Raw genomic sequence first — 13,646 nt, forward strand, 5'->3', positions numbered from 1 at the left:
GTTTGTGTATAGTGTGCTCGAGGATGCGACAAAAGCAGAATGTCCCGCTCGCGGGGCATACCACCCTGCGCCTGGGAGGACCGGCGGCGCGTCTGTTGGAAATCGAAAGCGTGGACGAGCTCGCGACCGCCGTGCGCGATCTCGATGCGCGCGGCGAGCCGGTGCTCGTGCTCGGCGGCGGCAGCAACCTGGTGGTCGCCGATGAGGGATTCGCCGGCACCGTACTCAAGTTGGCCTTCGACGCCGTCGAGGTTTCTCCCGACGAGGTAACCGTCGACGCGGGCGCCAATTGGGATGGTTTGGTCGCACGCGCCGTCGACGAGGGATGGCGCGGGGTCGAGTGCCTCTCGGGCATCCCGGGCTCGGTGGGCGCGACCCCGATGCAGAACGTGGGCGCCTACGGGCAGGAGGTGAGCGAGACCATCTCCCGCGTGCGCGTGCTCGATCGCACCAAGGGCACGGTGTCGTGGATCGCGAACGAAGACTGCGCCTTCGCATACCGCAGCAGCCGTTTTCGCGGGCAATCGCGCTACATTGTCGTGCAGGTCGCTTTTGCCTTCCCGCGCGATACGCAGAGCATGCCCATTCGCTATGCCGAGCTTTCGCGCGCCTTGGGCATCGCCGAAGGAGAGCGCGCCCCGCTTCGCCAGGTGCGCGACGTCGTGCTTCGCCTGCGCGGTGCCAAGGGCATGATCCTCGATGCGAGCGATCCGGAAAGCGTGAGCGCCGGTTCCTTTTTCGTGAACCCCATCGTCGATCCCGCCGCCGTCGCGCACATCGAAAGCACCGCGGGCGCAACCGTCCCGCGCTTTCCCATGCCCGACGGCACGGTGAAGGTGCCCGCCGCATGGCTCATCGAGCGCGCCGGCTTCACCAAAGGGTACGGCCGCGGTGGTGTGAGCATCTCCCGTAAGCACGCCCTTGCACTCGTTCACCGCGGAAATGGCAGCACACGCGAGCTTTTGGCCCTCGCCCGCGAGGTCCGCGACACCGTCCAATCGCGCTTTGGCGTCGAACTGTCGGCCGAGCCAATCATGGTCGGCTGCGCGCTATGACGTGTCAGATGTGTTAGACAGCCACACCATGCGTCGTTGGGCACTTTCTTTGGCCTTTTGCTGCGCGGTTGGTGGCTGCAAGTGCGGCCGTGACCGGCCTTATACGCCGTATGCGATCGACGAGGCGGGCACCGCGGCTGCGCCGGCGGAGGATGCCGGCGGTGCGGCCAGTGCGGCGGAAACGGCGGATGCCGGCGTGACGTTCGCCGAGCAGCCCGGGATCGTGGCGCCGCCGAACACATCGCAGTGGGAGCTCGAGGGTCTCGTGCTCACGGCGCCGCCCGAGATGATCTTCGTCACGGCCCTCACGCGCGACTTCGACGGCGACGGCAACAAGGATGCAGTGGCCGTGGTGCGTGGGGCGACGGCGCCCGAAAAGGCCCAGGTGGTGCTCTACCAGGGGACGCCGGGTAAGCCTCCCACGGCGGCGCCCGTGGGTGGGCCGCTGGCCTTGGGCAATGCACCGTGCGAGGGCGCGCCCAAACCGGATCCCAAGGCCGACAAGGACAAGGACAAAGACAAGAGCGAGGGCGCGAAGCGGCTTGCGCTCATCGGACCGCACTCCGTGGTCATCGAGCTGTCGAACCGGTGTTCGCCGCGGTGGTTCGGCATCGTGTCACTGGCGGCGCCGGCGCGCGTGCTCTTCTCCACGACGATTGCCGATCCGCCGAGCGCGCCCACGTTGAGCGTCGAGGCGGATGGCTCGGATCGCGATCACGATGGCGTCGACGACGTGACCTTGCGCGTGACCCTCGAGGGTGGCGCGCCCCCCTTCGAGCCTGGGCCGAAGGTGAGCGCCGTGCTCCGCTGGTTCGATCGGCCCGCGGGCATGAGCCGCGATCCCGCCGAGCCCGACGCGTCGCTTCGCGTGCTCGCGAGCAACGCGGCCACGCGTGCGGCGCGCGCGAAGGATGCGCCCGGCGTCCCCATTTTCGTGCGGCAACTGCGCGCGCTCTACGGTTCCATCTGCAGCGAGGGCGGTTCGCCGCGCATGAGCGGCGTCTCCTGCGGAACGAGCCGCGCCCTCGAGGAGGGCGGCCTGGCCGAGGTGCGCGCGTACTCCGTCATGGGCGATGCGCTGCGGGCCATCTCGGCGCTGGATCGCGCCCAACGCGCGCCGGCGGCGCACACGCCTGCGCGCACCAACGACGCGCAAGCGTGGATCACGCAAGCCGCGACTCCGGCGACCAATGCGAACCTTCGCGTCGTGGCCGCCGTCCCGCAGATCGAGCGCTCGAAGAGCCCGGGCTGGGGCGCCTTGGCCTTCGAACCGAGCGGAAAGCTCCTGGTCCGCACCCTCGCGGGCGTGGTTCGCGTCGACCCGGTGCAGGGCGACGAGGCCGAAGCCGGCGACGTGCGCACCTGGAGCTCGCGCGTGGTCTCGCCCGACGGCACCTACCGCTTCATCGAGGCGTACAGCGCGTGCGATGGCGTCGCCCTTCACGCGACGCTCGCGCCCACGGGCGATGCCGATCCGCACGATATTGCCCTTCCGGTGGTGCCCCCGCTCAGCGCGCGTTGCGCCGCAGGGAAGGGGGAGCCCGCACCGGTGATCCCCATCGCGTGGGGCGCGGCGGGGCTCGAGGCCGTCGTAGCCGGCGAGCCGATCCTCATCGCCGCCGACTACGCGCGCGCCAGCGCCCTCTCGGTGCCGCTCGATCAACAGGGCCCGCCCGGTTCACCGCGTTCCCCGAACGGGAAAACGCTGGCCGTTCCCACCGTGCAAGGCATCGTCGTGCGCGGCGCCGGCAAGCCGCGATTGTTCCGCGCCAAAGAGCTCGATGGTGGCTACGGCGAGCTTCGCGACTGCACCGTCAGCGACGATGGTGCCCGCGTCGCCTGCGTGCGCGGCGGTCGCGCCTTCGTCGGCGTGTGGGACACGGCGTCGCCCTAACGTTGCGCCTTCTTGTAGCGCGGTTCGTAAAGTTGCGCTTTCACGTTGCCCGGCATCACGAAGTGCGTGACCAGCCCGTAGCCGCGATCTTCGATGGCCCCGAGAAAGTCGACCCCTCGACCCTGCAGCTCGCGGACCGTTTTGGCGATGTCGTCGCAATAGAACGAGACATCGTGCGTTCCCGACGGCGGGCTTCCCGGTTCGTCCGTTGGATGACAGGCAACTTCGGCCTCCGGCACATCGAAAATGAGCCATCCGTCCCCCACGTCGGTGTGCCCGAGCGCCAGCTTGTCACGCAGAAACGCGCGCAACTCGTCGGCCTTCGATGAATAGAACATGGCATGTACTCCGCGAATCATCGGTATCGTTCCTCTCTGGGTTGGTAGCCGTGGTGCTCAGATCGAAATGGGCGAGGCGAACATCCAGCGGTGGCCTTCGGGGTCTTCCGCGACATAGCGGCGGTGGCCATGGGCCTCCCGAGGCTCGGAGACGATCTTCGCGCCGGCGCCGCGGGCGCGTTCGCAGTGCGCGTCGGCGTCGTCGACCATGAGGTAAAGCCCCTGCGTACGGCAGCCGGCTTGCTCCGGCGTCTTGGCATCGTCGCTTTCCGACGGCAAGCCCACCATGACCAGGCCATTGCCCAGCGTCAGTTCGCCGTGGACCACCGTATCATTGGGTCCGGGTATCTTCATGCGCACCGAAAAGCCGAAAACCCGCACGAGCCAATCGAACGATCCGGGCTTCGCGTAATACAGAAACGGGCAGACGCTCGGGTACGAAGGCTCCGTCCGCGTGAGCTCCGTCACTTCGACGTCGAACGCACCCGCCACCGCGGCGAGTGTTTCCGCGGACATCGTTCCTTCCTCGGCCCGTTGCACGGTGCGCAGCGAAATGCTCGCGGCTTGGGCCAAATGCTCCTGCGTCCACGCTTTCTTCTCACGAAGGCGGCGGATTTTCTTTCCCACTTCGAGCTGGTTCATTCATCGTCCTCGTCCATGGTTCTACTTACGGGCTGCCGTGTTGGCTACGTCAGGAGCACGACAGATTCCCGCCATGCGTAACGCTTCGGCCGTAAAAGCATGGTTCCCCGCCATCGCGATGATGCTGGTGTCCCTCATCAGCTACATCGACCGAAACACGCTGGCGATCCTCTCGCCGACGATCCTGCGTGAGACGCATCTCAGCGTGGAGCAGTACGGGCAGATCATCTCCGCGTTCTCGTTCGCGTACATGATCGGCAACCCATTTTGGGGCCGCGTCCTCGATCGCGTCGGCGTGCGCCTCGGCATGGCCGCGGCGGTCGCGGTTTGGACCGCGGCCTCCACGTCGCATGCCATTGCCGGCGGGCTGTTCGCCTTCGCGGCGGCGCGCGCGGTGCTCGGATTCGGCGAGGGCGCCACGTTTCCCGGCGGATTGCGCACCGTCGCGCAAACCTTGCCCGAGCGCTCGCGCGGGCGCGGCATCGCCGTCGCGTACAGCGGCGGCTCGCTCGGTGCCGTGCTCACGCCCATTCTCATCACGCCCGTGGCGTTGGCCCTCGGCTGGCGCGCCGCGTTTCTCTGCACCGGCGCCATCGGCGTGGCGTGGCTCGTTCTCTGGGGCTTCGTGAGCCGCGCGGAAAGCGTGCGCACCCGTCCCGAGCCCGCCCCCGTGGAGCGTCCGCGCTTGCGCGATCCGCGGCTCTGGGGCTTCGTCGCGTCGTACGGCTTCGGCGGCGTTCCGCTCGGATTCGTCACCTACGCGGCGCCCATCTATTTGAACCGCGCCCTCGGGCACGACCAAGCCGCGTTGGGCAGCGTTCTCTGGATCCCGCCGCTCGGCTGGGAGATCGGTTACTTCTTCTGGGGCCACTACATCGACCGCGGTGGCGCCCGTACGCGCGAACGCCTCGTGCCGCTCATGGCGCTGCTCGGGGTATTGAGCCTGCCGCTCGCGGTCATGCCGCTGTTCAAGAGCGCGGCCATCGTCCTTGCGGGGCTCTTTTTCGCCATGTTCATCGCGGCCGGCTTCGTCGTGGGCTCGCTTGCGTACGGCACGGGGACCTTCACCACGGGCCACGCCGGCTACATCGCCGGCCTCGGCGCGGGCGGATGGTCCGCGCTCATCGCGGTGATCATGCCGCAGCTCGGCCGGCTTTTCGACCGCGGCGCCTACGGTACGGCCTTCGCCGTTGCAGCCGTGGCGCCGCCCATCGGTGCCGCGCTCTGGTGGGCCCTCACGCGCGCTACCGCTGCTACCAGTAGCGGAGCGCGTCGCGGTACATCCCTTCCAAATCCGTGAGCGAGATCTCGCGCGGCGCATTCTTCAGCAGCCGATGCTGCGGAAACGCACCCTTGGCCAGCGCGGCGATGTCCGCCTCCGCGTAGCCGATGGCGGAGAGCCCGTTGGGAATGCCCGTCGCTTTCATGAGCCCGAGGATCGTGTCCGCGAGCAGCCGGCCCGCCTCTTCTTCCGACGCGGCATTCGCATCGTTTGAGTGCGCGGCCCCGAGCATCGACGCGGCCTCGTGGTGCCGCTCCGGACAGGCGCGCGCGGTGAAACGGAACACGGCCGGCGAGTTCAACACCACCGACATGCCGTGCGGCACCAGCGGCTTTTCCGGGTAACCCTCGGAGCGAAAGCTCTTCACCAGCCCCGACACCGAGTACGACATGCCGTGCGGCGCGTGACAGCCGGCATTGCCAAAGCCGATGCCCGCCAAGGTCGCCGCAAACATCATGCGTTCGCGCGCCTCGTGGTCGTTCGGGTCGTTCACCGCCCGCACGATGTACTTGCCCGTGAGGCGCATCGCCTCCGCGCACGCCACGTCGCTGTACGGATTGGCGCCTTGCGACGCGGGCCGCTGGCGCGGCTTTTCGGGCTTTGCGCGGCGGGTGTAAGGCAGGGCCGTGTACGACTCCACCGCGTGCGAGAGCACGTCGAAACCGCTGCACGCGACCACCATCGCCGGCAACGTCGACGCGACGTCGGGATCCACCAAGCCCAATGTCGGCCGAATCCGCCGCGAGACGATGCCCGTCTTTGCGTGCATGGCCGAATAGTCGAATATGGCAATCGGCGTGCACTCCGAGCCGGTGCCCGATGTGGTGGGGCACGCGATGAGCGGCTTCAATGGGCCGGGCACCGGCTTTCCGCGCCCGATGGGCGGATTCACGTACTCGAGGAGATCGGCAGGGTAGGTCGCATACAGGTTCGCGGCCTTGGCGGTGTCGATGACCGAGCCCCCGCCCACCGCGACATAGCCGTCGAATTGGCCATCCGTTGCGGCCTTGGCTGCGGCCAGGAACGAGGTATCCGTCGGCTCGATGGCCACCTCGTCGTAAACGACCACGTCGATGCCCGCCTGCTGCAGGGCCTCGCGCACCACGGCCACGTGCTTCGTTTTGGCGACGCCGCGGTCGGTCAGCAGCATGACCCGCGTCATGCCGAGCACCTGCGCGTCGTCGCCGATTTCGCGCAGAACACCCGGCCCGTACTTCACCGCGTTGGCATCCACGGCAAAGGCCGTGTCACCCGTGACCGTCGGCTCGTAATAGTGACCGCATCCCATGCTGGCCTCCTCGTTCGAAGTGCGATGTTCGAAGCTCGAGCGAGACTCTACAACGAATCGAGCTTGTCTTTGCCGAGGGCCGGTGCCCAGGGCAAAAGCTCATACTGCGCAATGCCCTCGAGGACGTACGGATCGCCATCGCGGACTTGGTCCAACGTGGCCTGCACGGCATCGTCCGGCACCCGCAGAAGAAGGGCACCGCCCGATCGCGGATCGAAGGGACCCGACGCGAGCAAAATGCCCTTGTCCTGCAGAACCTTGCAATAGGCGCGGTGCCGGTCGACGACTTGTTGAACGCGTTCGAGGGGTTGGCGATAGCGAATGAGGGCGATGGCGTACATGCGATCGCTTATAGGGCGTTTGCTCTCAATTGGTGACCTGCATGGTGCCTTTCATCGTCTGATAATGGCCCGGGTACGTACAGATGTACGGGTACATGCCGGGGGCCGGCGCGGTGAAGGTCACTTCCACGGTGCTTCCGGGGGCGGAAAGGGGCGTGTGCGCGATGATGTTTCCGTCGTTCGCCCGGACGTAGCCCGCGGCCTGGCCTGCTTCCATACCGGCGGTGGCGACCGCGGCTTCCGTTCCCGGCTTCACCAGAACCCAGTTGTGCGTCATCGCCGGCGTGGTGCCGTTGTTCTTCAGCACGAGGTGCACTTGGGTGCCGGTCTTCACAGTGAAGCCCTGAAGGTCGTACGCCATCGTGTCACCGACCGAGGCGATGTTTTGTTCGTGCGTGCTCTTGCCACAGGCGCTGGCCGTCAAAGCGAGCACGATGCCTGCGAGAGGAAGGATAGCTTTCATGCTTCATCATGGAGACCCCGCAGAGGCCAGGGTCAAGGTCTTTTCTACTTGTGCTTTCGCGGCTGCAGAGAATTTGCCCAAGCACGCCCGCAACTGATATGCGGCAGCGAATGCTCCTGCCCGGCCGATTGCGCACGACGACGTTGGGCGATCTTCTGGGCACGATCTACCGCGCCCATGCGAGCGGCACGCTCGAGCTCACGGAAGATCGCGGGCGGAGCCATCGGATTCACTTCACCGAGGGCCGCGTGATCGCCGTCGAGATCGACGGCGCGTCCGTTCCCGGCATCGGGCTGCGGCAAAAGCTGGTGCAGCGCTTGAACGTGCTCGAGGCTATCGCCGATGCCCAAGTTCGCTTTCGTGTGGCGCTGCGTGCACCCGCGACCAAGCTAAACGATCCTCTGGATCCGGCCGACTTTCTGCGCGGCCGCCGCCGTGCACGCGATGCCTCGAAGACGCCGCCGCCTGCCTCGACCCGCCAGGTTCAACCTGCGCGGCAGGTCTCGACCGAGCGCCACGCCGCGCTGCACTTGCTCGGTCTGTCGCAATACGCCGATGCGACGAGCATCAAGCAGGCGTATCGCCGTCTGGTGCGCACATACCATCCAGATTTGCACCCGCAAGCCACCGACTCGGAACGCCGCTCACTCGCCCAGCGCTTCGCCGCCATCACACAGGCATACCAGCGCCTCGTCGCCTAAGCGCCGAGCGCACCGCCTCGTCGCCCGAGCGCACCGCCTCGTCGCCCGAGCGCCGAGAGCATCTTCTTCAGCGATTTTAGCTTAGCGATTCTACCTTTAGCGACTTTAGCTTTAGGATTTTTAGCGACGGCTCGGGCATGGAGCGCCGGCTTCCAGCCGGCGGTCCGCCACCTTCCAGGTGGCTCGCCGTTCGCGCCGCCATGAATATGCCGTCATCCCACGTTGAGGTCTGTCCGGGATGCATGAGGCATGTTGAGGCGAGAAAGCCCCGTAGGTTGGCCACATCGTCGGCCGTGCCGGAGCGGTCCCGCGGACGCGAGGAAGCATGGCATGAGCAGCCGCTTTGGGGCGGGCAGTGGGGCGGCCTAGCGCTAGCTCATGAACATGCCGCCGTCGACGTTGATGGTCTGGCCGGTGATGTACGAGGCGGCGTCGGAGGCGAGAAAGAGGAGCAGGTTGGCTACGTCGTCGGTCGTGCCGGCGCGGCCCAGTGGGATGCGCGAGACCCATTCGGCCATGAGCTCCCCGGGGGCGTAGTTGCCGAGCAGCTTGCCCCAGGCGCGGTCGTTGTAGTCCCACATTTCCGTGCTGACGATGCCCGGGCAGTAGGCGTTGACCGTAATGCCGTCCTTGGCCAGCTCCTTCGCGAGGCTCTGCGTGAGGCCCACCACGCCGAATTTGCTGGCGGCGTAGTGCGGTGTGTAGATGAACCCTTGGCGCGCTTGGCCCGAGGCGGCGTTGAGGATGCGCCCGCCCTCGCCTCGAGCGCGCATGCACTTCGCCGCGGCCTGGCAGCAGAGAAAGGTGCCCGTGGTGTTGACGGCGAGCACGCGCTCCCAATCGGCGAGCGTGAGATCCTCGAGGCGGTGGATCGTGATGATGCCCGCATTGTTGACGAGTACGTCCACACCACCCAAGTCGGTGCGCGCCTTCTCGAAAAGGGCATTCACGTCGTCGGGCGAGGTGACGTCGGCCACCGCACTGGCTGCGCCCAGCTCGTGCGCTGTCTCGCGCACGGCCGGATCGCGATCGGCGAGCAGTACTTGCGCGCCCTCGGCCGCGAAGCGTGCGGCGATCCCGCGGCCGAGTCCTCGTGCCGCACCCGTGACCACGACGACTTTGTCTTTCATGTCTCCTCCATGCGGTAGCGCGAACGCGCGAGTGCCCGATGCCACGCGGCGAGGCGCGCACGGCGGCTCGTTTCGGCTTCGCGCGGGGTGTAGACCCGGCGGGCGCGCGGCATCTCTTCCAGATCGGACCAGGACCAAATTCCGGCCGTGAGCCCGGCCAGGTGCGCCGCGCCCAAGGCCGAGAGATCGACGCTCTCGGCGCATTGCACGATGCGGCCGCTCGTGTCGGCCTGAAGCTGCATCAACACGGGATTCGCGGCCGGCCCGCCATCCGCGAGCAAGGTCGTGACGTCGTTCATCGTGGCGACGACGTCCTCGACTTGGAACGCGATGGACTCGAACGCGGCGCGTGCGGCCTGCGCCACGCCGGTGCCCAAGGTGAGGCCACTGAGCAGGCCCGTTGCGGAGCCGTCCCACCAAGGTGCTCCGAGTCCCGTGAAGCCCGGCACGATGTGCACGCCGTCGCTCTGTGCCGTGGCGGCAAGCTCGGCGAGCTTCGCGGGCGTGGTGCCGGCAAAGTTGGCAAGCCACATCAATGTCGCGCCCGTGGCGCGGATGTTTCCCTCGAGCGCATACGCCGGCGTGCCCGCGTCCCACGCGATGGTGAGGCACATGCCCCCGGGGACCTCCGCGTGACCCTCGGGCAAGAGCCCCATCACCGACGAGCCCGTGCCGTACGTGGCCTTCACCTGCCCGGGGCGCCATCCCGCATGTCCAAAGAGGGCCGCGTGCGAGTCGCCCATCACCGCCGCAATCGGCACCTCGTTCAGGGCCGGGTGAAGACCGCCGGCGGAAGGGAAGGGGCCTTGCGACGGCGCAATCGCGGGCAGCACCTCGATGGGAACGCCGAACACGTCGAGCAATGTCGGATCCCACCGGCGCGCGCGCACATCGAGGAGCTGCGTGCGCGCGGCATTGCCCACCTCGATGAGGTGCTGCGCGCCGCAGCGCCCGAGAAGCCACGAGTCCACGGTGCCGAGTCGCAACTCGCCGCGGGCGCTTCGCGTTCGCGCGGGATCGTAATGGTCGAGCAGCCAGCGCGCCTTCAGGGCCGAAAACATCGGGTCGAGCGGCAACCCGCTCACCGCGCGCACCTGCTCGGCCACGCCCTCCGAGCGAAGCCGCGTGCACTCGGCCTCCGTGCGTTGGTCCTGCCAGCTCAACATCGGCCCCAGCGGCGTGCCGCTCGCGCGCTCCCAGAGCACCAACGACTCGCGCTGCGTGCTCAGCCCCACGGCGGCGACGCGCTCCACGTCGTGCCCGTTCAAGCACGCCTCGATGGCATCTTTCACGGAGCGATGGATCTCCTCGGCCGACTGCTCGACCCAGCCCGGGGCGGGATGCGCTTCGCCAATCTTCACCGACGCGCGTGCCACCACGTTTCCATCGCGCCCCACGAGCAGCGCTTTGGTGGCGCTGGTGCCTTGATCGACGGCGAGGACCAAGTCGCTCATGCGGCCAACAACTCGCGTACGGCCCGCACGATGCCCTCGGCGGTAAGTCCGAAGTGCTCCAGCAGAAAGCCGGGGCTTCCCGTGGGGGCGAAGACGTGCGGCACGCCGAGGATGCGCATGCGCACCGGGCAGTGCTGCACCACCGTGCTGGCGACGGCGGCGCCGAGGCCCCCGCTTACCGTGCCCTCCTCCGCGGTGACGATGCCGCGCGTGGTGCGCGCCGCTTCCAAAACAGCGCCTTCATCGAGGGGATCGATGAACGGCATATCGATGACCCGCGCGTGCACCCCTTCTTTGCGCAGGTGCTCGGCGGCGGACAGCGCGCGCGACACCATGGTGCCGGCAGCGATGACCGCGGCGTCGTCGCCATCGGTGAGACGGATGGCGCGCCCCGGTTCGAACGGCGCATGGGCCGGCGTGGTGACGGGAACCTTGAAGCGCCCGATGCGCAGGTACGCCGGGCCCGTATGACCCGCGGCCCAGCGCACCGCCGCACGCGTTTGAATCGGGTCGGCGGGCACCACCACCGGCAGATTTGCAATGGCCCGCAGCCAGGAGAGATCTTCGATGGAGTGGTGCGTCGGGCCGAGCTCGCCGTAGGCCATACCGGGGCTCATCCCGCATAGGATGACCGGTGCTTGGCTGTAGGCAACGTCGGCCTTGATCTGCTCGAGCGCGCGTCCCGTGAGAAACGGGGCGGCCGCGCACACGAAGGGGATGAAGCCGCCGTTGGCCAGTCCGGCGCCGACGCCCACCATGTCCTGCTCGGCGATGCCCACGTTGATGAGTCGATCGGGAAATTCCTCGCGGAAGCCGCCCAGGTTGCTCGAGCCGACGGAGTCGTTGCACACGGCCACGATGCGCGCATCGCGCCGCGCCAGGGCGAGGAGCTCCTCGGCGAAGGCTTGCCGGCAGTCGTACGTCTCGCTCATGAGCCGGTCTCCTGCAGCTCTTCGAGCGCGGCGATCACTTGCGGGGCCGTCGGCACCTTGTGGTGCCACTCCACGCGGTTCTCCATGAAGGAGACGCCTTTGCCTTTCACCGTATGCGCAATCACGGTGAGCGGCTTGCCTCGGCGTGGAAGGTGCCGAAAGGCGTGCAGCAGGTCCACGTGATCGTGCCCATCGACCTCGCGCACCTCCCAGCCGAAGCTGCGCCACTTGTCGGACAGCGGATCGAGCCGGTTCGTCTCCTCCGTGCTCGCGCCTTGCTGCAGCCGGTTCCGATCGACGATGGCCGTGAGGTTCGCCAGCTCGTAATGGCCCGCCGCCATGGCCGCCTCCCAGTTGCTGCCCTCTTGCAGCTCTCCGTCGCCGAGCACCACGAACGTCCGCCGCGCCGAGCCCTGCATCCGCGCCGCCAGCGCGCATCCGACGGCCACGGGGAGCCCATGCCCGAGCGGCCCGGTGTTGGTCTCCACGCCCGGCACCTTCGTGCGATTCGGGTGCCCATTCAGTGCCGACAGCGGTGCCATGAACGTCTCGAGCTGCGCCGGCGCGAAGTAGCCACACGCGGCCAACGTCGCGTAGAGCGCCGCGGCCGAGTGCCCCTTGCTCAGAATGAACCGATCGCGCTCGGGCCAGTGCGCGTCGTTCGGATCGAGGCGCAGCACGGCCCCGAACAAGGTCGCCAGAATGTCGATGACCGACAGATCACCCCCGAGATGCCCCATCCCGGCGCGCTCCACCATGCGGATCACGGTTCGTCGCAGCTCGGTCGAGGATTGCCGCAGCAACATTTCCTGGTCGGCAGCGTTGGCCGCCAGCAGGGCCGCACGCCGCGCTCGCCATGCTTCGATGGCGACCGGATCGGGTTTCAACATGGGAACCTTTGTTGTTTGAATATATATTCAATATCGAATGAATTATCACTCCAACCTTTCCGCACGCGCGGCTTGCTGTCAAGAGCACATGAAATCGACGGCAAACCGTTGACGTCAGGACATCCGGCCGGTACATTCTGGAAATCGATTCACTAACGAATAAATATTCAAGTGAATCCAGAGAGGCGAAGCATGAGCAACGCGGGACAGTCCGACGCCTTCGCAAAGCCACGGCCAGGCACAAGCACGTCGAGCGCGTCCTCGACCTGGGCGTGGAGCTCCCTGCTCGGCGGCTCGCGCGGGCCCGCCATCGGACTCTTTTTGCTCTGCGTCGTGCTGTCGTTCGCGACGCCCTACTTCCTCACGTTTCGCAACCTGCTCAACGTGTTGGACCAGGTGACCATCCTCGGGATCCTGGCCGTGGGCGGCACCGCGGTCATCGTCATCGGCGGCATCGACCTCTCCGTGGGCGCCGTCCTCGCGCTCGCGATGATGGTGCTCGGCTGGCTCTCGCACGACGCGGGCCTCTCGCTCGGTCTCAGCGCGGTGGCCGCGGTGCTCGTGGCGGCGCTCTGCGGCCTGGCCAATGGCCTGAGCATCACCTTGACCCGGCTGCCGCCGTTCATCGCGACCTTGGCCATGATGTCCATCGCGCGCGGCGTGGCCAACGTCATCACCGACGGCAAGCAAATCGTGGGCTACCCGTCGTGGTTCTTCAATTTGTCCTCGCACCGCTACCTCGGGTTTCTCTCGGTAACGGGCGCGTTTCTCGTGCTGCTCTACATCGCGGCCTGGGCCTTCATGCGCTACCGCGTCGAGGGCCGCGCGCTCTATGCCCTCGGCGGGAGTGCCGAGGTGGCGCGCCTCTCCGGCATTCGCGTGAAGCTTCTCACGGTCGGCGTGTACGTCGTCGCGGGCACCTTGGCCGGGGTTGCCGGCGTCGTGCTGGCGATGCGCCTCGACTCGTCGCAGCCCAGCGCCGGCAACGGCTACGAGCTCGATACCATCGCCGCCATCGTCATCGGCGGGGCGAGTTTGCGCGGTGGCGTGGGGCAGGTGGGCGGCACCATCGTCGGGGTGCTCATCATCGGTGTGTTGCGCAATGGTTTGAACCTGCTCGGCGTCTCGCCCTTCGTGCAGCAGGTGGTCATCGGCTTCGTCATCGCGCTTGCCGTCATGTTCGATGCGCTCCGGCAGAAGTCACCGGGGCGGCAGACTCATTGACCAGAGAGGAAA

Annotated in this window: 14 protein-coding genes; 5 read left to right on the plus strand and 9 right to left on the minus strand. The window is 67.3% G+C overall.

From position 1 onward, the window contains the following. Positions 1-23: 23 nt before the first annotated feature. Entirely contained in the window at positions 24-1,055 is a 1,032-nt protein-coding gene (locus LZC95_14650; protein WXA98068.1) for a UDP-N-acetylmuramate dehydrogenase, read from the plus strand. 28 nt (positions 1,056-1,083) lie between these two features. Next, entirely contained in the window at positions 1,084-2,949 is a 1,866-nt protein-coding gene (locus tag LZC95_14655) for a hypothetical protein (GenBank protein WXA98069.1), read from the plus strand. Here LZC95_14655 and LZC95_14660 read toward each other — a convergent pair. Both LZC95_14660 and LZC95_14665 read right to left on the minus strand, forming a co-directional pair. Then, positions 2,946-3,287: a hypothetical protein gene (locus tag LZC95_14660; protein ID WXA98070.1), complete on the minus strand. Its 342-nt coding sequence runs from the start codon at positions 3,285-3,287 to the stop codon at positions 2,946-2,948. The two genes, LZC95_14655 and LZC95_14660, sit on opposite strands and share 4 nt — an antisense overlap. A 57-nt stretch (positions 3,288-3,344) precedes the next feature. After that, entirely contained in the window at positions 3,345-3,929 is a 585-nt protein-coding gene (locus LZC95_14665; protein WXA98071.1) for a VOC family protein, read from the minus strand. Positions 3,930-4,002: 73 nt separating this feature from the next. Between LZC95_14665 and LZC95_14670 the strand changes: the two genes are divergently transcribed. Then, positions 4,003-5,229: an MFS transporter gene (locus tag LZC95_14670; protein ID WXA98072.1), complete on the plus strand. Its 1,227-nt coding sequence runs from the start codon at positions 4,003-4,005 to the stop codon at positions 5,227-5,229. Here the strand turns inward: LZC95_14670 and LZC95_14675 are convergent. From LZC95_14675 to LZC95_14685, 3 genes are read right to left on the minus strand one after another with little or no spacing between them, the layout of a single operon-like run. Further along, positions 5,183-6,499 (minus strand): iron-containing alcohol dehydrogenase, encoded by a 1,317-nt coding sequence (locus tag LZC95_14675; GenBank protein ID WXA98073.1) that lies wholly within the window; start codon positions 6,497-6,499, stop codon positions 5,183-5,185. The genes LZC95_14670 and LZC95_14675 overlap by 47 nt on opposite strands. Before the next feature lie 47 nt (positions 6,500-6,546). Next, the gene (locus tag LZC95_14680; protein WXA98074.1) at positions 6,547-6,840 is read right to left on the minus strand and encodes a YciI family protein; all 294 of its coding nucleotides are present in this window, start codon (positions 6,838-6,840) and stop codon (positions 6,547-6,549) included. Between the two features lie 25 nt (positions 6,841-6,865). After that, positions 6,866-7,303 (minus strand): plastocyanin/azurin family copper-binding protein, encoded by a 438-nt coding sequence (locus tag LZC95_14685; GenBank protein ID WXA98075.1) that lies wholly within the window; start codon positions 7,301-7,303, stop codon positions 6,866-6,868. A 110-nt stretch (positions 7,304-7,413) separates the two neighbouring features. Here LZC95_14685 and LZC95_14690 point away from each other — a divergent pair, with 110 nt between their 5' ends. Further along, positions 7,414-8,004, plus strand: coding sequence for a DnaJ domain-containing protein (locus tag LZC95_14690; GenBank protein WXA98076.1), 591 nt, complete (start codon positions 7,414-7,416; stop codon positions 8,002-8,004). A gap of 371 nt (positions 8,005-8,375) precedes the next feature. Here LZC95_14690 and LZC95_14695 read toward each other — a convergent pair whose 3' ends face one another. The 4 genes from LZC95_14695 to LZC95_14710 are packed head-to-tail and all read right to left on the minus strand — an operon-like array spanning position 8,376 to position 12,410. Then, positions 8,376-9,134, minus strand: a complete 759-nt coding sequence (locus LZC95_14695; protein WXA98077.1) for an SDR family oxidoreductase — start codon at positions 9,132-9,134, stop codon at positions 8,376-8,378. Next, positions 9,131-10,588, minus strand: a complete 1,458-nt coding sequence (locus LZC95_14700; protein WXA98078.1) for a glycerol kinase — start codon at positions 10,586-10,588, stop codon at positions 9,131-9,133. The genes LZC95_14695 and LZC95_14700 overlap by 4 nt, the downstream gene beginning before the upstream one ends. Continuing rightward, complete coding sequence (locus tag LZC95_14705; protein WXA98079.1) at positions 10,585-11,520, minus strand: transketolase family protein; 936 nt, start codon at positions 11,518-11,520, stop codon at positions 10,585-10,587. Before LZC95_14705 ends, LZC95_14700 begins: the two co-directional genes overlap by 4 nt. Then, positions 11,517-12,410, minus strand: a complete 894-nt coding sequence (locus LZC95_14710) for a transketolase (GenBank protein ID WXA98080.1) — start codon at positions 12,408-12,410, stop codon at positions 11,517-11,519. The genes LZC95_14705 and LZC95_14710 overlap by 4 nt, the downstream gene beginning before the upstream one ends. Positions 12,411-12,602: 192 nt before the next feature. Here LZC95_14710 and LZC95_14715 point away from each other — a divergent pair, with 192 nt between their 5' ends. Next, the gene (locus LZC95_14715) at positions 12,603-13,634 is read left to right on the plus strand and encodes an ABC transporter permease (GenBank protein ID WXA98081.1); all 1,032 of its coding nucleotides are present in this window, start codon (positions 12,603-12,605) and stop codon (positions 13,632-13,634) included. The last annotated feature ends 12 nt before the right edge of the window (positions 13,635-13,646 follow it).

The organism is Sorangiineae bacterium MSr12523, assembly GCA_037157775.1.
GTDB lineage: Bacteria > Myxococcota_A > Polyangia > Polyangiales > Polyangiaceae > Pendulispora > Pendulispora brunnea.